Genomic DNA, 20,969 nt, shown 5'->3' on the forward strand with positions numbered 1-20,969 from the left:
CCGCGCGCGATTCCCGCTTACGTCAGCGGTGACATCACGCCGCGCTGGTAAGCGGGTCGCTCACGCAGCCGGGCGTACCACTGGGCCAGGTGGGGCAGGTCCGGACGCTGGATCGGCAGTTCATACCAGGCGTACACCAGTGAACCCAACGGGATGTCGCCCATCGCGAATGTCGCGCCCGACAACCACGGCTGCGTGGCCAGCGTCGCGTCGGCCATCGCCAGGTAATCGGCGGCGCGGACGATGGCAGCATTGATGCGCGATTCGTCGCGGTCTGCCGGCGCGGTGCGCATGATGCCCCAGATCAGATCGCTGTACAGCGGCGCCATCCGCGAGGTGCTCCAGTCCATCCATTTCTCGGCCTGTGCGCGTTCCATCGGATCCTCGGCGTACAGTGTCCCCAGCGCGTAGCGCGCGCTCAGGTAACGCACGATGGCGTTGGACTCCCACAGCGGCAGGCCGTGGTCCTCGATCACCGGCACCAGGCTGTTGGGGTTCATCGCCAGGTATTCCGGCGTCTGTGTGCCACCGTGGCTGCCGCCCACTTCGATGGACTCGTAGGGCAGGCCGATCTCTTCGGCACACCACAGCACCTTGCGGACGTTGCTGGAATTGCGACGGCCCCAGATCTTCAACATGCGGGTATTCCTTGCGGGCAATGCGAGCGGCAACGATACGCCTGATCGGTGTACATGTGGGCGTGCGGAATGATGCGCGGGGGCGTCGGCCGGGCATGGCCCGGCGCTACCGGTTCTTCTTCGGCAGCGCGCGCACGTAGGACGACTTGCCATCCTTCTTCAGTTCGAACAGACCGATCGCCGCCAGCAGATCACTCAGCTTTCCATAGCCATAGTTGCGCGAATCGAACGAGGCCTGGTTGGCGATCTGGCTGCCCACCGGCCCCAGGTGCGACCAGCCGTCTTCGCCTTCCGCTGCGGACACGGCGCGGCGCAGCATCTTCACCAGACGTGTATCGCTGCGCATTTCCGCGCCGCTCTTGCGCGGGCGCACTTCCTCGCCGCTGCCCGTTTCACCGGTGGCCGGCTCGATGGCACCCGGCTCTGCCGTGCCCTGTTCCACTTCCGGCACGCTGGCATGGGCCTGGCCCAGTGCTTCCAGATAGGTGAATTTGGAACAGGCATTGACGAAGGGTTCCGGCGTCTTCTTTTCGCCGAAGCCATACACCTTCACCCCGTCGGTCAACAGACGCATCACCATTGGAGTGAAATCAGCATCGCTGGAGACGATGGCGAAGCCGTCGAGGTTGCGCGCGTACAGCAGGTCCATCGCATCGATCACCATGGCCATGTCCGAGGCGTTCTTGCCCTTGCTGTAGGCGAACTGCTGGATGGGCCGGATCGCGTACTCGTGCAGCACCGCCTCCCAGCCTTTCAGCCGTGGGCTCTTCCAGTTGCCGTAGGCACGGCGGACATTGGCCACGCCGTAGCGGGCCACCTCCGCCAGCACTTCGTCGATCTTCGATGCGGGCGCGTTGTCGGCGTCGATCAACAGGGCGATGCGCTTTTCCGGTTCGCTCATGGGCCTCTCGCTGGCGGTTGCCTGAATCCGAGTATCGCCGATCCGCGCGCACGCTGACGTGACAGGCCGCCGCCGTGCGAAGATGCCGGACGGTTCCCCATGCCCCCTGGAGTGAGTCGATGAGTCGTGAGCGCGTTCCCCACCTGGTCGTTGTCGGCGGCGGTTTTGCCGGCCTCTGGGCCACCCGTGCGCTGGCACGCGAACGCATCCGCATCACCCTGGTCGACCGCCGCAACCATCACCTGTTCCAGCCGCTGCTGTACCAGGTCGCCACTGCAGGCCTGTCAGCGCCGGATATCGCCGCACCGCTGCGCCACATCCTCGGCCACCAGCGCAACGTGGAAGTGCGGCTCGGTGAGGTCGTGGCCATCGACAGGCAGGTCCGCCAGGTGCGGCTGGCCGACGGCAGCACGCTGGACTACGACAGCCTGCTGCTGGCTACCGGCGCCACTCACGCCTACTTCGGCAACGACCAGTGGGCCGATGATGCGCCCGGCCTGAAGACCCTCGACGATGCCATTGCCCTGCGCCGCAAGCTGCTGCTGGCGTTCGAGCGCGCCGAAGCCGAACCGGACCCGGCCAGGAAGGCGGCGTGGCTCAGCTTTGCCGTCGTCGGCGGCGGCCCGACCGGCGTCGAACTGGCGGGCACCCTGGCCGAGATTGCACGCCATACGCTGCGCAATGAATTCCGCCACATCGATCCGGCCAGCGCCAAGGTACGCCTGGTGGAAGCCGGTCCACGCGTGCTGTCCTCGTTCCCGGAAGTGCTCTCACTGAAGGCGCGCCGGCAGCTGGAAAAGCTGGGTGTGGAAGTGCTGACCGGAACGCCGGTGAGCAACATCGACAGCCAGGGCTTCACGCTGGGTGACCAGTTCGTGCCGGCGCGCACCGTGGTGTGGGCGGCCGGCGTGGCCGCCTCGCCGCTGGCGCGCACGCTGGACGTGCCACTGGACCGTGCCGGGCGCGTGCAGGTGCAGCCGGACCTGACCCTGCCCGGGCATCCGGAACTGTTCGTGGCCGGCGATCTGGCCGCGGTGAACCAGGCCAACGGCAAGCCCGTGCCCGGCGTAGCGCCCGCCGCCAAGCAGATGGGCAAGTACGTGGCCGAGGTCATCCGTGCACGCCTGCACGGCAGGCCGGAGCCCGGGCCCTTCAAGTACGCGGACTACGGCAACCTGGCCACCATCGGCCGCATGGCCGCCATCGTGCACCTGGGGCGCCTGCAGCTGTCGGGCGTGCTGGCCTGGTGGTTCTGGCTGGCCGCGCACGTGTTCTTCCTGATCGGCTTCCGCAACCGCATCGTGGTGCTGCTGAACTGGGCGGTGGCGTATTGGAGCTACCAGCGCAGCGCACGCATCATCTTCGGCGATGACCAGGATGACCGCCGGCCGAAACGGTAGCGCAGGTCTGCAACGGGGTCAGATCCCTTTCCTGTGGAAAAGCATCTGACCCCACGTTGGGCACGGCGCTACAAAGATGCGGAATCCAATGCCTGCAACCACGCCAGCTTGCGCTCGCGCGGCAGCTGTTTGAGCTGCCACTCGGCGCGCGAAGCCGCGGAGCGGTCCGGGTACTCGCGCACGGCCAGGATGCGCAGCGGCGGGCGGGCCCGGGTGTAGCGCGCCCCCGTACCGGCGCGATGGGCGGCGAAACGCGCGTCCACGTCGGTGCTGATGCCAGCGTAGTAGCTGCCATCGCGGCATTCGAGCAGGTACAGGAACCACGGGCGGTGGGACGGGGCCATGCCGGGATTATGCCGTGCTGCACCGCAGCGGATATACTGCCCGCGAATGCAGGAGAGAGGCGCCGCGCTGGCGCCCGCCGAAGGCGCAGGCTCCCATGATCGCTCAGGCCGGTGGGCTGGAATCCCACCAACCATGCATTCGACTCGCCGAGCTGGAGAGAGGTCACCGGGCATGCCCGGTACGATCCGCCGAAGGGGCACGCGGCCTACGCCGCTGAACTCTCAGGCAAAAGGACAGCGGGAGCGGCACCGGTCATCGTCATCCCGTCATTGCGCAGGCAATGGCGGCGTCCGCGCATGGCCGGCCCCACCGCGTCCGGAGCCTGTTCCATGTTGCTGTCCATCATCTACCTGATCGCCATTTCCGCCGAAGCCATGACCGGCGCACTGTCCGCGGGACGCCGCCGCATGGATCTGTTCGGCGTGGTCATGATCGCCTGCGTTACCGCGCTCGGCGGTGGTTCATTGCGCGACATCCTGCTTGGCCACTATCCGCTGGGCTGGGTCAAACATCCCGAGTACCTCGGCTTCACCGTGTGCGCGGCGCTGATCGCCACCTGGGTCGCACGCTGGATGCACCACTTCCGCCGCACCTTCCTGGTGCTCGACGGCCTGGGCCTGATCGCCTTCACCCTGATCGGTTGCTCGATCGCACGCGAGGCCGGTCATGCCACGCCGATCGTGCTGATCGCCGGCATGCTGACCGGCGCGTTCGGCGGCGTGCTGCGCGACATTCTGTGCAACGAAGTGCCCCTGATCTTCCAGAAGGAGCTGTACGCGATCATCGCGCTGCTGACCGGCGCCGCCTATCTGCTGCTGCTGCACTGGAACGTGTCCGATGCCACGGCCATCCTGTGCTGCCTGGCGGGCGGCTTCGCCCTGCGCCTGCTGGCGATCCATTACCGCTGGGAAATGCCGAAGTTCGTGTATCACGACGAAGTGCATTGAACGATGGCGTGTTCGCCGGGCGTGGCCCGGCGCTCCCCTTCGTGCCCTGCACCACCCCGGCGATGGACCTGGCGCTGTCGCTCATGCGCAGCGCCAGGCGCATCGCCGGTGCGGACGGGCCGGTCTCCAACTCCGACCGGCCCTGATCGCGGCCGCACCCCCGCAGGCGCAGGCCGCCATCCACACACATTCCGCGCTCAGGCGGCTTCTGACACCGTCACTTCGCGACGGGCGCGCACGGCCGCAGCCAGTCGCTCCAGCACCGTCACCGTGGTGTCCCAGTCGATGCAGCCATCGGTGATGCTCTGTCCGTAGACCAGCGGCTGGCCTTCCACCAGTTCCTGCCGGCCTCCCACCAGATGGCTCTCGATCATCACGCCCACGATGCGCTGTTCGCCGTCCTCCAGCTGAACGGCGATGTCTTCGATCACCTTCGGCTGGTTTTCCGGGTTTTTCAGGCTGTTGGCATGGCTGGCATCGATCATCAGCCGCGTCGGCAGCCTGGCCTTGGCCAGTGCCTGGCAGGCGTCGGCCACGCTGGCCGCGTCGTAGTTCGGCTGCTTGCCGCCGCGCAGGATCACATGGCAATCCGGGTTGCCGGTGGTCGAAACGATGGCGGTGCCGCCCTGCTTGGTCACCGACAGGAAGTGATGCGGGTTGGAGGCCGCGCCGACCGCATCGGCCGCGATTTTGACGTTGCCATCGGTGCCGTTCTTGAAGCCCACCGGGCACGACAGGCCGGAGGCCAGTTCGCGGTGCACCTGGCTTTCGGTGGTGCGTGCGCCGATCGCGCCCCATGCCACCAGGTCGGCGATGTACTGCGGCGAGATCACGTCAAGGAATTCAACGCCGGCCGGCAGGCCCAGCTTGTTGATGTCGCGCAGCAGGCCGCGGGCAATGCGCAGGCCCTTGTCGATCCGGAAGCTGCCGTCCAGGTCCGGGTCATTGATCAGGCCCTTCCAGCCCACCGTGGTGCGCGGCTTCTCGAAGTACACGCGCATGACGATCTCGAGCTCGCCGGCCAGCGCGTCGCGCAGAGGCTTCAAGCGCTGTGCGTACTCGATGGCCGCATTCGGATCGTGGATCGAACACGGGCCGACCACGACCGCCAGGCGATCGTCGCGGCCATGCAGGATCTGGTGCAGGGCCGCGCGCGAAGCACTGACGGTGTCGGAGGCTTCATCGTCACACGGCAGCATCGCCAGCAGCTGGGCAGGCGGTGTGAGCGGTTCGATGGTGCGGATGCGCAGGTCGTCGGTATGGGGGGGCATGGGGGAGGTCTCCGGTACGTTGGGGGTCCCCAGCGAGGCGGCATGAAAAAAGCCGCCAGGTTCGCTGGCGGCTTTCGGGAATGCGTCTGAAGCTTTCTTCAGGGTGAGCGCAGTCCTTCCTCCGCCAGTGGCTTCGGAAAGTAATACCAGTAAAAGCGGGTAGCGGCTGCGTTCATGGGGTGTATTGATAGCACAGCTTCTGCGCAGCACAAAATGTTTCATCCGCAACTTGGGAAGCGGTTCAGCAGCACGGCGATCTAGCGGCTGCCATGCACTTCCACGTCCAGCAGCAGGCCCTCGTGGATATCGGCCCAGCGCTCCAGCACCTGGTCCAGCTCCCGCCTCGCCTCCTCCAGCTGCTCGGGGTTGAGCAGGGACCGCGCCGTGTAGAGATCGGAGACCAGCCGCCGCAGTGTCGATTCCGGTATCGCCACCGAGGGCCCGTCCACATCCGGCAACTGCAACGCCGGGGTGTCGCCGGGAGGGCCGAACAGCGTGACCTGGAGCGTGCTCTGCATGATCGACTTCCCTGTGGGTAGACGTGGGCAATGCACTGTTTACCGCGTTCGGATGACCGGCGCATGTGCCGGTGTACGGATCGATCGTGTCGCGACTGGACCGATGGTGCCACCGCGTTGAGATCTTCCTTCCAGGCTTCCCACCGTTCGGCCCGGAAGGGGCGTGCAGGCGATCGATGCGCGGTTATACGGGCAATGGCATATGCGATACATGTGCTCAAGATGGTTTGCCACCGGAAAAGGGTGGCCGGGTCGGCAAAGCCCGAGGAGATGTTGTTTACGTTTGTCAGCCGGCGTCGCCTTGGGCGGCGCCGGCTGGCAATCCGTCCGCGTTCCATGGCGGGCGGTGCGGGGGGGCGCTTGCGCCCGCCGGATCAGTGACCCGGTCTTTGCCGCCACGTACCGTCCGCCACCTCTTCCGGTGGCGGTGTCGTCTGTCCTGTACGGAGCACACGCCATGAACACACCACACGTTCCCTTCCCCGGTGCCCACCCCGATCCGGCCAATGCCGATCAGGCGCCGTTCGATCCCAACAGTCTGGTCGCCCACCTGCAACGCATCGGCAGCGGTGCGGCCGCCGATGGCCAACCCTGGCCCGAGCGCCATCCAGCGAACGGCCGACGCATGATGCTGGCCGATGCCGATGGCGCACTGGCCGGCCTGCGCATCGTGCAGGAGGTGCTGCTGGCCGCCGAACGCTGCCGCCAGAATGCCGCGCCCGAACATCACGTGAGCGACCGGGTGATGGAAGGGTTGATGCTGGCATCCCTGGGGCTGGCCACGCATGCGGCCGAACGCCTGCAGCCCCACTAGCCGCGTCCGCGCAATGTGACCGGGCCCGATGGCCCGGTCATGGGCCGGCCCCCGCCGGATCACAGTGAACGCAGTGCGCGCCTGCGGATGTAGGCGTTGGCAGGGCTGTCGCGCTCGCGTTGCCAGCGTGTGCACAGGTCACGCAGCCACTGCGGCTGGGTCTTCCCGGCATCGTTGAGCCAGTTGCCGACGGAATCCTGCACATAGCGTTCGGGATCATCAGCCAGTGCCTCCAGCAGCGAATGCGCGTGTTCGGGATGCTGCTTGAAAAGAGCGATGTGCGCCGCCCAGACGCCACGGGGACGCAGTGCTTCACAGGCAAACCGGCGCAGATGCGCGGACGGTTCCTGCGTCCACGGCTGCAGGCATTCAAGCGCCAGCAGTGGCCCGGCAACGATGTCGGTGCGCAGCGCCAGCCACGCCCATTCGCGCACGCCGAAATGCGGATCATCTGCCAACGGGCGCATCTTCTCCAGCTTCACCGGCAGGGAGGCGGTGGCATCGCCACCGATCAGGTAGCAGGCCCAGCCGCGCACGGTGTCGGATGCATGCGACTGCCATTGTGCAGGATCACCCTGCCTGGCCTCACGCAACAGCGTTGCCGCCAGAACCATGCGCTGGGTAATGCCTTTGCTGGCGGCATCGCGCATGCATTGAATGGCAGTCTCCGGCAGCACCGCAACGGTCTGCAGCAACACCGCGAAGTCCACGGCCAGACATTCCGCCAGATGCGTGCTGGCGGCTGCCCCGGTATCCAGCTGATGCTTTCGCGCCGGGCTGATCGCTGCGCTCACTGCAGGTCCTTCCGTCCGCCGCCGGTGTGCTGCCACACCTTGGCCAGCAGCTGTGAGAGCTGCACCTGCTCGGCAGTGTCCAGGCCGTTGAACAGGCCCGCGATCCACTGCGTGTGCTGATTGAAGAGGTCTTCGGCCAAGCGCTTGCCCTGCACGGTCAGCACGATCTGGAGGCGACGGCCATCGTCCGCATCGCTGCGCCGCTGCAGCAACCCTTCGCGCTGCAGGCCATCGAGCAGGCCGCTGATGGTGGCGCGGGTCACGCCTGCACGTTCGGCCAGCGCATGCGGCGACAGTGTGCCGCCGGCACCGTGCAGCAGGAACAGCACGATGAAGCGGCCTTCACTGAGCCCGTGCGGTGCCAGCCGGCTGGCGCAGTCGCGATCGATCGCCGAGGACAGCGACAGCAGCTGGAAGCACAGATGCAGCAGGGCGACATTGGCGTGGCCACGTCGCCGGGCCTCGTCCAGAAGGGCGCCATGTTTTGCCTCAAGCACAGTGATTTCCAATATGTTTAGGCGCCTAATCATATTCATGACGGGATGGAACGCAACACCTACGGGGCCTGCCGCCGGGCCCGGCCGGGCGCACTCCTCGCGCAGGGGGCTGCAAGCAGCCGAAGCTGCGGTAGCATCGCGCCACGTCCCGCCAGGAGTTCCACGCATGCGCCGTGCCGTCCTGCTGTTGCTGACGCTGTTCCCCGCCGCCGTAATGGCCGCTCCCCCTCCCGTGCCCTCCCCGGCCCGGATCGATGCCGAAGCCAAGCGCCTGATGCAGGTGGCTCACGCCCGCGGGATGGCAGTGGCCGTCGTCGACGGTGGCAAGGTCGTGCACGTTGCCGCCTATGGCGAGCGCAACGCTGCCGGCGAACCGCTGCAGACCGACACGGTCATGTATGCGGCGTCGCTGACCAAGATGGCCTTCGGCCACCTGATCGCGCAGCTTGCACAGGACAAGGTGATCGATCTGGATGCCAGCATCGCCAGCGCGCTGGACAGACCGCTACCGGACTATCCGGCCGAGCCGAAGAAGTACGCCGATTACACCGTGCTGGCCGGCGACGAACGTTGGCGCCGGCTGACCCCGCGCCTGCTGCTCAACCATGCCAGCGGCTTTGCCAACTTTGCATTCCTGGAGCCGGACGGAAAACTGAAATTCCACTTCGATCCGGGCAGCCGCTATGGCTATTCCGGCGAAGGCCTGATCCTGCTGCAGTTCGTGCTGGAGCGCGGGCTGGGCCAGGACGTGGGTACGCTCATGCAGCAGCGCGTATTCGACCGCTTCGGCATGCCCCGCACCAGCATGATGTGGCGCGAGGATTTCGCCACGAATCTGGCCGACGGCTGGACCGCCGAAGGCACGACGGAACCGCACGATGAACGCAGCCGCGTGCGTGCCGCCGGTTCGATGGACACGACCATCGCCGACATGGGCAATTTCGCGGCCGGCTATGTCAGTGGCCAGGGGCTGTCGGCATCGATGCGCCGGGAGCTGGTGCGGCCGCAGCTGCCGATCACCACCGCCAGCCAGTTCCCGACGCTGCAGCCGGAACTGCCGGTGGCGCAGCGGCGCAGAAACCTGGCTGCGGGACTGGGCGTGGTGACATTCACCGGTCCACAGGGCGCAGGCTTCTACAAGGGCGGACATGACGATGCGGTGGGCAACACGCTGGTGTGCGTCGAACAAGGCCAACGCTGCGTGGTGATCCTGGGCAACGATGTGCGCGCCGAAGCGGCCTTTCCGGCACTGGTGCGCTTCGTGCTGGGCGAGACGGGGGTGCCGTGGGATTGGGAATACGGCGCCACGAAGGCATTCGTGCGCTGACAGGTCGACCACGGTCCACGTCCAGCAGAGGGGGCGGAACGCCCACAAAAAAAACCCCGCCTTGCGGCGGGGTTTTTCACTTCATCGGGAACAGCGGACCTTAGAAGTCCATGCCGCCCATGCCACCCATGCCGCCCATGCCACCGGCGCCGCCCAGGGCCGGCTCGTCCTTCTTCGGAGCTTCGGCAACCATGGCTTCGGTGGTGATCATCAGGCCAGCGATCGAGGCCGCGTTCTGCAGCGCCGAGCGGGTCACCTTGGTCGGGTCCAGGATGCCGAACTGCAGCATGTCGCCGAACTCACCGGTGGCGGCGTTGTAGCCGAAGCTGCCGCTGCCTTCCTTGACCTTGTTGACGATGACGGACGGCTCTTCGCCGGCGTTGGCGACGATCTCGCGCAGCGGGGCTTCCATCGCGCGCAGGGCGATCTGGATGCCGTGGTTCTGGTCTTCGTTGGCGCCCTTCAGGCCGGCCAGCGCGGTGACCGCACGGACCAGTGCAACGCCGCCGCCCGGAACCACGCCTTCTTCAACGGCTGCACGGGTAGCGTGCAGGGCGTCGTCGACGCGATCCTTCTTTTCCTTCATTTCGATTTCGGTGGACGCACCCACCTTGATCACGGCAACGCCGCCGGCCAGCTTGGCCACGCGTTCCTGCAGCTTCTCGCGGTCGTAATCCGAGGAGGTGTCCTGGATCTGGGTCTTGATCTGCGCAACGCGCGATTCGACCGCAGCCTTGTCGCCCACGCCGTCGATGATGGTGGTGTTCTCCTTGGAGACCTGCACCTTCTTGGCGCGGCCCAGGTCCTTGATGGTGGCCTTCTCCAGCGACAGGCCCACTTCTTCGGAGATCACGGTGCCGCCGGTCAGCACGGCCATGTCTTCCAGCATCGCCTTGCGACGATCGCCGAAGCCCGGGGCCTTCACGGCCACGACCTTGACGATGCCACGGATGGTGTTGACCACCAGGGTCGCCAGCGCTTCGCCTTCGACTTCCTCGGCCACGATCAGCAGCGGCTTGCCGGCCTTGGCGACGCCTTCCAGCACCGGCAGCAGGTCACGGACGTTGGAGATCTTCTTGTCGTGCAGCAGGATGAACGGGTCATCCAGGTCAGCGGTCTGCGACTGCTGGTTGTTGATGAAGTACGGGGACAGGTAGCCGCGGTCGAACTGCATGCCCTTGACCACGTCCAGCTCGTTGTCCAGGCCCGAGCCTTCTTCAACGGTGATCACGCCTTCCTTGCCGACTTCCTTCATCGCGTCAGCGATGATCTGGCCGATCGACTCGTCCGAGTTGGCCGAGATGGTGCCGACCTGGGCGATCGCCTTGTCGTCAGCGGTCGGCTTGGAGATGTTCTTCAGCTCGGTGACGGCAGCCACGACGGCCTTGTCGATACCGCGCTTGAGGTCCATCGGGTTCATGCCGGCAGCAACGGCCTTGGCGCCTTCGCGGATCAGGGCCTGGGCCAGCACGGTGGCGGTGGTGGTGCCGTCGCCGGCGTCGTCGTTGGTGCGCGAAGCAACTTCCTTCACCATCTGCGCGCCCATGTTCTCGAACTTGTCAGCCAGTTCGATTTCCTTGGCGACGGAGACGCCGTCCTTGGTGATGGTCGGGGCGCCGAAGCTCTTCTCGAGCACGACATTGCGGCCCTTCGGGCCGAGGGTGGCCTTGACGGCATTGGCGAGAACGTTGACGCCGCGCACCATGCGCGAACGGGCGTCTTCACCGAAACGGATATCCTTGGCAGCCATTGCAATTACCTCATTGGTCGCGCCGGGCCGTGCCCGGCGGCTGGGATGTGGGGATCAGGTTGAAACAGGTCGCGGCGGGGCTCAGCCGATGACGGCGAGCACGTCGTCTTCGCGCAGGACCTTGTACTCGACGCCTTCGCTCTTGTACGAGCTGCCGGCGTACTGGCCGTAGATGACCTTGTCACCGACCTTCAGGGACGGCGCGCGCACGCTGCCGTTGTCCAGCGGCTTGCCGGGGCCGACGGCCACGACTTCACCCTTGGTGGACTTTTCCTTGGCCGAGTCGGGGATGACGATGCCACCGGCGGAGATTTCGTCGGCTTCGATCGGCTTGACCACAACGCGGTCGTGCAGCGGCTTGATGCTCATAGGAGACCTCTTAAGTGATTGATTGGTCTAAAAAAGTCCGGCGATGTTAGCACTCGCACCAGGCGAGTGCCAGAACCGCACGTGAAGAAACCCGACAAGGTCGGGAGCACGGCAGAGATGGAGCCCCCCGGGAGGCTTTCAAGGGGCATAGCGAAAAAAGTTTCCGCGCCGGACGCTGCGGCAGTGCGGTGGGGCGGCCCCGAATTAGGTGACCAACGTCGCACTGTCAGATATCTGACGTTCATTTACGACAAAGTGTCACTGGATCGGCCTTAGGCTCGGCCGCGCATTCCCAATCACAAGGAGTCGTCGATGCGATTGCTGTCCCCGCTCGCCACCGCCTGCGTGCTGGCCCTGGCCACCGCGCCGGCCCAGGCCGAGGTCTTCATCAACGAACTGCATTACGACGACAGCACCGCAGCCGGTGACGTCGGCGAGGCGATCGAGGTCGTGGCCACCGCCGGCGAGGATCTGTCCGGCTATCGGCTGTATCTCTATAACGGCAGCACGCCGTCGGCCGCTTCGGTGTACGCCGACACGGCCGTCCCTGCCGGCAGCGCCGCCGGGTGCGGCAGCGCCACCCTGGCCGTGGTCAGCTATCCGACCAACGGCATCCAGAACGGTCCCAACGACGGCATCGCGCTGGTCGACGCCAGCGGCAAGGTGGTCCAGTTCCTCAGCTATGAGGGCACGATCACTGCCTCCGGCGGTCCTGCCGCAGGCATGACCAGCCAGAACATTCCGGTGGCCGAGACCAACAGCACGGCCCCTGGCACCTCACTGCAGCTGACGGGCAGCGGCAGCCAGTACGCCCACTTCACCTGGGCCGAATCGGCGACGCAGACCTTCGGCAGCTGCAACAACGGCCAGACCTTCAGCGGTGGGGGTACGCCCGGTCCCAATACGCCGCCATCGGTGTCCACCACCACCCCCGCCCAGGGCAGCAGCACGTTCCCGGCCGCGGCCGATCTGGAAGTGGTGTTCAGCGAGACGGTGAACCTGGCCAGCGGCGCCTTCGCGCTGAGCTGCGGCGCCTCCGGCAGCGTACCGCTGACCCACCCGGCCAGCGGCAGGAGCGTGAAGCTGTCCACCAACACCGCGCTGGTGGCCGGTGAGGCCTGCCGCTTCGACATCCGCGCCGCGCGCATCACCGACCTGCAGGGCGCGCATCCGGCTGCCGACAGCCGCATCGCCTTCACCGTGGCCAGCGCCACGGGCAACCCCGATCCGGGCAATCCCGGCGTACCGGCGGGCTACTACTCCAGGGTCAACACCTCCAGCCCGAGCCAGCTGCGCTGCTCGCTGCACGCGACCATCAAGGGCCACACCGCCTATCCGTACAGCGGGTCGGGCACCAGCACCTGGACCATCCTGGAGATCGCCGACGAGGATCCGAACAATCCCAACCGCATCCTCGATGCCTATCGCAACCGCAGCTACGCCAAGGTCAGCGATCGCGCTGGCACGGGCAGCGGCCTGACCTACAACCGCGAGCACACCTGGCCGAACTCGCTGGGCTTTGCCAGCACCACCGGCGACAAGGGCCTGCCGTACGCGCCCTACACCGACACCCACATGCTGTACCTGACCGATGCGCAGTGGAATGCCGACCGCGGCAACAAGCCGTTCGGCAAGTGCGATGCCAACTGTGGCGAGCGCGCCACCGAGGCCAACAACGGCCATGGCGGCGGCAGCGGCGGCTACCCGGGCAATTCCAACTGGGTGCGCACGCCGGACGGCAACACCGGCACCTTCGAGGTGTGGGGCCATCGCAAGGGAGACATGGCGCGCGCGGTGATGTACATGGCGATCCGCTACGAGGGCGGCAAGGATGCAGCCTCCGGCCAGTCCGAGCCGGACCTGGAGCTGACCGACGACCGCAGCCGGATCGTCAGGACCAGCAGTTCGCCGGCCTACATGGGCCTGCTCTCGACCCTGATCGACTGGCATCTGTCCGATCCGCCGGACGACGCCGAGCGCGCGCGCAACGACGTGATCTACAGCTTCCAGGGCAACCGCAACCCGTTCATCGACCACCCCGAGTGGGCGACGCCGGCGTTGTTCACCTCGGCCAAGCCGGCGACCTGCCAGCTGGCCAACTGACCGCGCAACGCAGCGGTCCATCGCCGCCGCCGGACCTTGATCCGGCGGCGGCCCTATACTCGACGGTCATGCCGACCGTCGATCCCGTCCTGCTGCTGTTGACCACCTGCCCGGACCGGGCCAGTGCCGAGCGCATCGCGCATGCGCTGGTCGGCGAGCGCCTGGCCGCCTGCGTGACGCGCCTGGAAGGGGCGCAGTCGACCTACCGCTGGCAGGGCGAGGTCACTACCGATGCCGAGCTGCAGCTGCTGGTGAAGACCACGGCCAGCCGCGTGGAGGCAGCGATGGCACGGATCGTCGAACTGCATCCGTATGAACTCCCCGAGTGCATCGCGGTCGAAGCCCGGGCCGGACTGCCGGCCTATCTGGATTGGATCCGGGCGCAGACCCGGGAGGACACCGCTTGATGAATCTGTTTGCCCGTGCCGCCGCGCTGTGCGCCCTGCTCTCGCTGGCCCTGCCTGCATTCGCCCTGGACGAGAAAGATCTGCTGCCGGTGGACCAGGCGTTCGCGCTGACCGCCAGTGCGCCGGAGCGGAACCAGATCCAGCTGCAGTTCAAGATCGCGCCGGGGTACTACCTCTATCGCCACCGCACCAGCGTCAAGGCCGACCCGGCCTTCAATGCCGGTGCGCTGCAGATGCCCAGCGGCACCAAGCACCACGACGATTTCTTCGGCGAGGTCGAGACCTACCGCGAACGCCTGCAGGTTTCGCTGCCGGGCGCCCCGACGGATGCGGCCGGCACCCTCAGCCTGGAAGTGCGCTACCAGGGCTGCGCCGATGCCGGTGTCTGCTACCCGCCGCAGAAGCGCGTGGTCCAGGTGACACTGCCCGGTGGTGGCGGTGGCGCCGCAGCCGCCCTGCCAACCGCGCGGGTCACCGGCGTGAGCGCGTTCAACACTCCGCTTGCCGGGGCCGGCAGCGGTGGTGGCCTGCGCCTGCCCGGCAGCAGCAACAGCCAGGCGCTTCCGCTGCCCTCCGAACAGGCCTTCGGCTTCGACGCGATCGCCAGCGATGGCAACACCCTGCTGCTGCGCTTCAGTCCCGCGCCGGGCTACTACCTGTATCGCGATCGCACCTCGCTGAAGCTGGAAGGCAGTGCCGGTGTGCTGGCAGATGCGCCGCGCTGGCCCGCCGCGCAGTCGCATCGCGACGAGCACTTCGGCGATGTGTCGGTGTACTTCAACCAGGTCGAAGTGCCGCTGCCGCTACGCCGCACGGTGACCGACGCGGTGGACAGCACACTGGTGGTGACCTTCCAGGGTTGCCAGACCGATGGCATCTGCTACCCGCCGATGACCCGCCGGGTGAAGCTGTCGATCCCCGCGGGAAAGATCAGCGCCCACGCCGGCCAGCCTGCGCCACGCAGCGAAATGATCCGACCGCTGCCGGCGGGCAGCGCCGCACCGCGCGAGGCGGCCAACGGCACCCCGTTGCGCCTGCTGCCGACCGTGCCGAACAGCGAACCGGCGCGTGCCGATGTGGCCGGCGCGCAGGCAGGGTTCGCCGCCGATGCGCGGGGCGACAACGCGCTGCGTACCCGCCCGCCGGCCACGACCCCGGATCCGGACCGTTCGTTCCTGTGGGTGCTGCTGCTGGCACTGGCCGGTGGCCTCGTACTGAACCTGATGCCCTGCGTGCTGCCGATCCTGTCGCTGAAAGTGCTGGGCCTGGCACAGAGCGGTGAGAGCGCCGAGCGCGCCCGCAGCCACGCCATGTGGTACACGCTGGGCGTACTGGTCGCCTTCGCGGTGATCGGCGCGCTGATGGTCGGCCTGCGCATGCTTGGCAATGCGGTGGGCATCGGTTTCCAGCTGCAGCACCCAGGCGTGGTCGCGGCACTGGCCTACATCATGTTTGCGGTTGGCCTGAGCCTGTCCGGCGTGTTCACCCTCGGCGGTGGCCTGGGCAACCTCGGCCAGTCACTCGCCCGTCGCAGCGGTCCGGCCGGCGATTTCTTCACCGGTGCGCTGGCCTGCGTGGTCGGCAGCGCGTGCGTCGGTCCGTTCATGGGAGGCGCGGTCGCCTATGCCTTCGTTGCCACGCCCGTACAGGCGATGGCCGTGTTCCTGTTCCTGGGCCTGGGCCTGGCCCTGCCGTTCCTGCTGATCGGCTTCGTGCCGGCGCTCGCGCGGCGCCTGCCCAAGCCCGGCCCGTGGATGGAAACGCTCAAGCACGTGCTGGCGTTCCCGATGTATGCCACCGCACTGTGGCTGCTGTGGGTGCTGGGCAAGCAGCGTGGCGTGGACGGCATGGCGCTGGCGCTGGGCGGACTGCTGCTGCTGGCCCTGGGCCTGTGGTTGTTCGAGCGCAGCCGCTGGCGCAGCCAGCGCGCCGCCGGCCTGCTGGGCGTGCTGCTGGCAATCGCCGCGCTGGTACCGGTGTGGGGCGTGACCCAGCTGAAGCCACCGGCACGTGCGGCACAGGCCACCAGCGAGAACGTCGTGGAGTATTCGCCGCAGCTGCTCGACCGCCTGCGTGCCGACAACCGCGTGGTGTTCGTCAACATGACCGCCGACTGGTGCGTGAGCTGCAAGGCGAACGAGCGCGCCGTGCTGTCGCGACCGGAGTTCAGGGAGCTGCTCAGGCGCACCAACGCGGTGTACATGCGCGGCGACTACACCAACGTGGACCCGCAGATCACCGCTTTCCTCGATGAGCACAAGGCCGTGGGCGTTCCGCTTTACGTGGTGTACGGGCCCGGCGCACCGCCGACGGTACTGCCGACCCTGCTTACCCAGGCCGTGGTCGAAGAAGCGCTGCTGCGCACCGCACGATGAGGTGGCAACGGCCAGCGCTGCTGTGGACCGCGGTGCTGGCTGCCGGACTGGGCCTGTGGGCCGGCCATCGGCTGACGCCGGTGCCGGCGGCAGACGCTGGCGATCCAGACGTGCAGCCACCTGCAGCACCGCTGCCCGTGCTGCAGGCAGGCGATGCCCTGCCCGCACTGGTGCTGCCGGACCTGCAGGGACAGCCGCTCGATCTGCGCCAGCGTTTTGCCGGCCGGCCGCTGCTCATCAATGTCTGGGCCAGCTGGTGCGGGCCCTGCGTCGAGGAAATGCCGGAACTGTCGCGCTTCGCGCAGGCGCAGCAACCTGACGGCGTGCAGGTGCTGGGGCTGGCGCTGGATACACCCGAAGATGTGCAGCGCTTCCTGCAGCGGGTGCCGGTGGACTACCCGATCGCGCTGGAGACGCCCGGTCCGCGCGATGCCAGCGTGCAGCTGGGCAATGCCCAGGGGCTGCTGCCTTACAGCGTGCTGGTGGATGCACAGGGCCGCATCGTGAAGCAGAAGCTGGGGCCGTTTGCCGCCGGCGAAGTGCAGACGTGGGCCCGGTTGTAAGCCTGGCCGCGGCCGGCATCCACGCGTCCTGATCCCGGTCAGACCAGTGAGCGCGCCCAGAGCTGGGACACCTGTGGCTGGCCGAACAGCTGCTCGTGCTGCTCGGTCATCAGTTCGAAGCCGGCCCGTTCGTACAGGCCGCGGGCGTCGATGAGCGCGGCATTGGTCCACAGCACCATGCGCTTGTAGCCCACCGCGCGCGCGAAGCTCATCGCCTCGTCCACCAGTCGCTGCCCGATGCCCCGCCTGCGCGCGCTGGCATCGACATGCAGCAGCCGCAGCTTGGCATTGTGCGCGTCGTGCCGGACCACGAACACCGACCCCACCGGGGTGCCGTCCAGTTCAGCGATCCAGCAGCGCTCGGTCTGCGGGTCGTGTTCGCGCAGGTAGCGGGTGACGATGTCGGCCACCAGCGCTTCAAACTCCGCGTTCCATCCGAATTCGCGTGCATACAGCGCGCCGTGCTTCTGGATCACCCAGCCCATGTCGCCGGGGCGGGGATCGCGCAGCACGCAATCCGACGATGCACCTCCCAGCAGTGCCTGGATGTGCGCCATCGCCTCAAGAAGGCGCTGGCATCCTGCTTCGCTGATATCTCCCAGCATGGCAGCGACGCTTTCGCTGGACGCTGCATCCAGCTGTGCGAAGGCGGCACGGCCCGCCTCGGTCAACACCAGCCGGTTCGCGCGCGCATCCATCACCGACGGTTCGCGTTGAACCAGACCGCGCGCCTGCAGCCCGCTCAGCAGCCGGCTGAGGTAGCCCGCGTTGAGGTCCAGCCGATGGCCCAGCTGCGCAGCCGTGATGCCCTGGCCCGCCGCCAGTTCGAACAGCACCCGCGCCTCGGTGAGGGTGAAGTCGCTGTGCAGCAAACGCTCCTCGAGCACCGCGATCCTGCGGGTGTAGAAGCGGTTGAAGGCGCGGACCTGTGCGACGGGATCGGAAGTGAGCGCAGACACGGGGACGTTCCTGATGGTTGCCTTGGGCACATAGTACATGCCTTGAGCAACCATATAAGGCTGTTTTGCGATCCATTCCGCGTCTTGGCGCCTTAAAACGAAAGATTCGTTGCAGTACGGTTTACGTTCTGTTAATTCTGCGTTTAGCGACCAGGGCCCTGGCTGCAAGGAGAACCAACAGGATGAACGACTGACCGACAAACCACTCAAATCGACTGCAGGGTGCATGCATGAAACACGGAATTCGCAGAAGTGTTCAGGCTCCAGACGCAATCACGCCATTGGCATCCGCAGTAATGGTGGCCCTCGCCACCGCGCTGCTGTCCACCAGCCCCGTTGCACGGGCGCAGGACAGCGGCACATCGACGACGCCCGACGCGGCCACCACCCTGGATACCGTTTCGGTACTGGGCAGCCGCACCAAACCGCGCACGGTGTCCTCGTCGGCGGTGCCGATCGACATCATCAGCGGTGAAGAGTTCCGCAACCAGGGCGCGACCGACGCCCTCGACCAGCTCAAAGTGCTCGTGCCTTCCTTCAACGTCAGCACGATTCCCATCGACGATGCGGCCAGCCTGGTGCGTCCGGCCAACCTGCGTGGCCTGCCGCCGGACAACACCCTGCTGCTGGTCAACGGCAAGCGTTTCCACCGCTCGGCGGTGATCACGTTCCTCGGCCACGGACTGTCCGACGGCGCACAGGGACCGGACCTGTCCGTGTTCCCCTCGCTGGCGCTGGAACAGGTGGACGTGCTGCGCGACGGCGCAGCGGCACAATACGGCTCGGACGCCATTGCCGGCGTGCTCAACTTCAGCCTGAAGAAGCTGCGCGAAGGCGGCACCGCCGAGGTGTTCGCCGGCCAGTACTACGAGGGCGACGGGCTCACCACCCAGTACTCGGCGCAGATCGGCCTGCCGCTCACCGAGCACGGCTTCGCCACCCTTACGGCCGAATGGCGCAACGCCGACGACACCTCGCGCAGTGTGCAGCGCGACGATGCCGCCGCGGTCGCAGCGGCAGGCTACCCCGGGGTGAAAGATCCTGCGCAGATCTGGGGATCGCCGAAGGTGGACGACGACCTCAAGCTGGTCGCCAACCTCGGTTACGACACCGAGAACGTGGAGTTCTACCTGTTCGGCAATTACGCCAAGCGTGAAGTGGATGGCGGGTTCTACTACCGCGACCCCACCGCACGTTCGGGCGTCTACTCCAACGATGGCGGCCAGACATTGCTGGTGGGCAACCTGACCGGCGTGGGCGCATGCCCCACCATCGCCCTGCGCGATGGCGCCGGCAACCTGCTGCCGTACGGCACCGTGAGCGGCGCGGTGGCTGCCCTGCCCGCCAACTGCTTTACCTTCCTGTCCAGCCTGCCCGGCGGCTTCACCCCACGCTTCGGCGGCAAACTGGAAGACGCCTCGGTGTTCGCCGGCGCCAAAGGCACCTGGGGTGAGTGGTACTGGGACGTGAGCGGCTCCTGGGGGCGCAACGACATCGAGTTCACCATCTACAACACCGTCAACGCCTCGCTCGGTCCCGACCAGCCGGCCGGGCTGTTCTTCCGCCCGGGTGGCAATACCCAGACCGAAAAGAACCTCAACGTGGACGTCAGCCGGGACATCCCGGTCAGCTTCAGCAGCCAGCCGCTGCGCCTGGCGATGGGTGCCGAATGGCGCGAGGAGAGCTTCAGGATCAGCCCCGGTGACGGCCCGTCCACAGCCATCGGGCCGCTGACCGAACAGGGCTTCGCGCTGGGCTCCAACGGATTCAACGGCTTCAGCACGCGCACCGCCGGCACCTTTGATCGTCGCAACTGGGCCGCCTACGCCGACCTGGAAGCACAGCTCACCGAGCGGCTGCTGCTGGCCGGTGCGCTGCGCTACGAGGACTACGATTCGTTCGGCAGCACCACCACCGGCAAGCTCACCGCGCGCTTCGACTTCAACGAGCACTTCGCTCTGCGCGGCGCCTACAACACCGGCTTCCGTGCACCAACGCCCGGCCAGGCCAACATCAGCCAGATCAGCACCGTGTTCGGCGGTACCGCACTGGAAGACATCGCCACCCTGCCGCCAACCAATCCGATTGCCCAGCTCAAGGGCGCGCAGCCGCTTACTCCGGAAGAGTCCAGGAATGTGTCATTGGGTGCGGTGTGGACCGAAGGTGACTGGCTGGTCACCCTGGACGGCTATCAGATCAAGGTGGAAGACCGCATTGCTCTGAGCACCAGCTTTGCAGTCACTCCGGAGGAGCGTGCGGCGCTGGTGGCCGGCGGCAATGCGGAAGCCGCGTCCATCTCGCAGGTGACCTACTTCGGCAACGCCTTCGATACCACCACCACCGGCGTGGACCTGGTGACCAGCTTCAAGAGCAACCACTTCGGCGGGGTCACCACCTACTCGCTGGCGGCCAACTGGAACCGCACGAAGGTGGACCGCTACGACACCGACTTCATCGACGAAGCGCGCGTGTACAAGCTGGAGAAATCGCTGCCCAGGACCAAAGGCTACTTCAGCATCAATCACCAGCGGCAGATCTTCCACGCCAATCTCCGGTTCAACTATTACAGCAGCTGGTACGAGGATCACCTGGACAGCGGCGTGATCTCCGCCGAGGACGGCGGCCTGCCGATCTACGGGGGCAGCGCGTTGATCGTGGATGCGGAAGTGGGCTGGAAGTTCGATTCGGGCCTGTACGTCAGCGTGGGCGCGCAGAACCTGTTCGACCGTGTGCCGGCCAGCAACCCCTGGGGGGGCGTGGCCGGTGCGCAGTATCCGGTGCATTCGCCCTACGGATTCAACGGCGGTTTCTATTACACGCGGGTGGGCTGGAAGTTCTGACGCAGGTGCAAGTGCGCGCAACGGTGGCCATGGAAGGCCCCGTCGCTGGCGCCACCCCACCGGCTTGACCGCAGGCAGGGCGCCCCCGAGAATTACGCGACTAATTCTCATTTGCTGTTGCGCAGGATGCGGGCGGCAGCCCTCCTGGCTT

Annotated in this window: 19 protein-coding genes and 2 riboswitches; of the genes, 9 read left to right on the top strand and 10 right to left on the bottom strand. The window is 66.8% G+C overall.

Annotation, left to right across the window (positions count from 1 at the left end; translation table 11 throughout):
• Positions 1-17: 17 nt before the first annotated feature.
• On the bottom strand, positions 18-638 hold the full coding sequence (locus ABE543_RS03505) for a glutathione S-transferase (RefSeq protein ID WP_111186266.1): 621 nt from the start codon (positions 636-638) through the stop codon (positions 18-20).
• Between the two features lie 106 nt (positions 639-744).
• Positions 745-1,539 (bottom strand): NYN domain-containing protein, encoded by a 795-nt coding sequence (locus ABE543_RS03510; protein ID WP_053515735.1) that lies wholly within the window; start codon positions 1,537-1,539, stop codon positions 745-747.
• A 119-nt stretch (positions 1,540-1,658) separates the two neighbouring features.
• Here ABE543_RS03510 and ABE543_RS03515 point away from each other — a divergent pair, with 119 nt between their 5' ends.
• Positions 1,659-2,939: an NAD(P)/FAD-dependent oxidoreductase gene (locus ABE543_RS03515; RefSeq protein WP_065181581.1), complete on the top strand. Its 1,281-nt coding sequence runs from the start codon at positions 1,659-1,661 to the stop codon at positions 2,937-2,939.
• A 68-nt stretch (positions 2,940-3,007) separates the two neighbouring features.
• Here the strand turns inward: ABE543_RS03515 and ABE543_RS03520 are convergent, their stop codons facing one another.
• A complete protein-coding gene (locus tag ABE543_RS03520; RefSeq protein WP_053515731.1) occupies positions 3,008-3,283 on the bottom strand; it encodes a GIY-YIG nuclease family protein in 276 nt (91 codons plus the stop codon).
• 39 nt (positions 3,284-3,322) lie between these two features.
• Positions 3,323-3,412: riboswitch (glycine riboswitch) on the top strand.
• Positions 3,413-3,425: 13 nt separating this feature from the next.
• Positions 3,426-3,531, top strand: a riboswitch (glycine riboswitch).
• 82 nt (positions 3,532-3,613) lie between these two features.
• Here ABE543_RS03520 and ABE543_RS03525 point away from each other — a divergent pair.
• On the top strand, positions 3,614-4,231 hold the full coding sequence (locus ABE543_RS03525; RefSeq protein ID WP_053515730.1) for a trimeric intracellular cation channel family protein: 618 nt from the start codon (positions 3,614-3,616) through the stop codon (positions 4,229-4,231).
• Between the two features lie 197 nt (positions 4,232-4,428).
• Here the strand turns inward: ABE543_RS03525 and ABE543_RS03530 are convergent, their stop codons facing one another.
• Both ABE543_RS03530 and ABE543_RS03535 read right to left on the bottom strand, forming a co-directional pair.
• On the bottom strand, positions 4,429-5,502 hold the full coding sequence (locus ABE543_RS03530; RefSeq protein ID WP_053515727.1) for a 3-deoxy-7-phosphoheptulonate synthase: 1,074 nt from the start codon (positions 5,500-5,502) through the stop codon (positions 4,429-4,431).
• Between the two features lie 257 nt (positions 5,503-5,759).
• Positions 5,760-6,020: a hypothetical protein gene (locus ABE543_RS03535; protein ID WP_053515725.1), complete on the bottom strand. Its 261-nt coding sequence runs from the start codon at positions 6,018-6,020 to the stop codon at positions 5,760-5,762.
• 457 nt (positions 6,021-6,477) lie between these two features.
• Here ABE543_RS03535 and ABE543_RS03540 point away from each other — a divergent pair, with 457 nt between their 5' ends.
• Positions 6,478-6,834 (top strand): hypothetical protein, encoded by a 357-nt coding sequence (locus ABE543_RS03540; protein ID WP_279941967.1) that lies wholly within the window; start codon positions 6,478-6,480, stop codon positions 6,832-6,834.
• Between the two features lie 59 nt (positions 6,835-6,893).
• On the opposite strand, the gene ABE543_RS03545 is transcribed toward ABE543_RS03540, so the two are convergent.
• The gene (locus ABE543_RS03545; protein WP_253119259.1) at positions 6,894-7,628 is read right to left on the bottom strand and encodes a DNA alkylation repair protein; all 735 of its coding nucleotides are present in this window, start codon (positions 7,626-7,628) and stop codon (positions 6,894-6,896) included.
• Positions 7,625-8,125: a MarR family transcriptional regulator gene (locus ABE543_RS03550; protein ID WP_053515766.1), complete on the bottom strand. Its 501-nt coding sequence runs from the start codon at positions 8,123-8,125 to the stop codon at positions 7,625-7,627. The genes ABE543_RS03545 and ABE543_RS03550 overlap by 4 nt, the downstream gene beginning before the upstream one ends.
• A gap of 166 nt (positions 8,126-8,291) precedes the next feature.
• Here ABE543_RS03550 and ABE543_RS03555 point away from each other — a divergent pair, with 166 nt between their 5' ends.
• Positions 8,292-9,452, top strand: coding sequence for a serine hydrolase domain-containing protein (locus ABE543_RS03555; RefSeq protein ID WP_346475317.1), 1,161 nt, complete (start codon positions 8,292-8,294; stop codon positions 9,450-9,452).
• Positions 9,453-9,552: 100 nt separating this feature from the next.
• On the opposite strand, the gene groL is transcribed toward ABE543_RS03555, so the two are convergent.
• Both groL and ABE543_RS03565 read right to left on the bottom strand, forming a co-directional pair.
• Positions 9,553-11,202, bottom strand: a complete 1,650-nt coding sequence (gene groL / locus ABE543_RS03560; RefSeq protein ID WP_053515717.1) for a chaperonin GroEL — start codon at positions 11,200-11,202, stop codon at positions 9,553-9,555.
• A gap of 81 nt (positions 11,203-11,283) precedes the next feature.
• The gene (locus ABE543_RS03565; RefSeq protein WP_006396661.1) at positions 11,284-11,571 is read right to left on the bottom strand and encodes a co-chaperone GroES; all 288 of its coding nucleotides are present in this window, start codon (positions 11,569-11,571) and stop codon (positions 11,284-11,286) included.
• Between the two features lie 312 nt (positions 11,572-11,883).
• Here ABE543_RS03565 and ABE543_RS03570 point away from each other — a divergent pair, with 312 nt between their 5' ends.
• The 4 genes from ABE543_RS03570 (at position 11,884) to ABE543_RS03585 (ending at position 17,019) form a co-directional block, all read left to right on the top strand.
• The gene (locus ABE543_RS03570; protein ID WP_346475318.1) at positions 11,884-13,674 is read left to right on the top strand and encodes an endonuclease; all 1,791 of its coding nucleotides are present in this window, start codon (positions 11,884-11,886) and stop codon (positions 13,672-13,674) included.
• Positions 13,675-13,742: 68 nt separating this feature from the next.
• Complete coding sequence (gene cutA / locus ABE543_RS03575) at positions 13,743-14,081, top strand: divalent-cation tolerance protein CutA (protein ID WP_053515713.1); 339 nt, start codon at positions 13,743-13,745, stop codon at positions 14,079-14,081.
• On the top strand, positions 14,078-16,456 hold the full coding sequence (locus ABE543_RS03580) for a protein-disulfide reductase DsbD (RefSeq protein ID WP_111186270.1): 2,379 nt from the start codon (positions 14,078-14,080) through the stop codon (positions 16,454-16,456). The genes cutA and ABE543_RS03580 overlap by 4 nt, the downstream gene beginning before the upstream one ends.
• On the top strand, positions 16,453-17,019 hold the full coding sequence (locus ABE543_RS03585) for a TlpA disulfide reductase family protein (RefSeq protein WP_346475319.1): 567 nt from the start codon (positions 16,453-16,455) through the stop codon (positions 17,017-17,019). The genes ABE543_RS03580 and ABE543_RS03585 overlap by 4 nt, the downstream gene beginning before the upstream one ends.
• A 38-nt stretch (positions 17,020-17,057) precedes the next feature.
• Here the strand turns inward: ABE543_RS03585 and ABE543_RS03590 are convergent, their stop codons facing one another.
• Positions 17,058-17,978, bottom strand: a complete 921-nt coding sequence (locus ABE543_RS03590; protein WP_065181626.1) for a helix-turn-helix domain-containing GNAT family N-acetyltransferase — start codon at positions 17,976-17,978, stop codon at positions 17,058-17,060.
• A gap of 296 nt (positions 17,979-18,274) precedes the next feature.
• Here ABE543_RS03590 and ABE543_RS03595 point away from each other — a divergent pair, with 296 nt between their 5' ends.
• Positions 18,275-20,818, top strand: a complete 2,544-nt coding sequence (locus ABE543_RS03595; RefSeq protein WP_164151368.1) for a TonB-dependent receptor — start codon at positions 18,275-18,277, stop codon at positions 20,816-20,818.
• Positions 20,819-20,969 lie beyond the last annotated feature (151 nt).

Source organism: Stenotrophomonas sp. TWI169 (assembly GCF_039674705.1).
Classification (GTDB): domain Bacteria; phylum Pseudomonadota; class Gammaproteobacteria; order Xanthomonadales; family Xanthomonadaceae; genus Stenotrophomonas; species Stenotrophomonas maltophilia_P.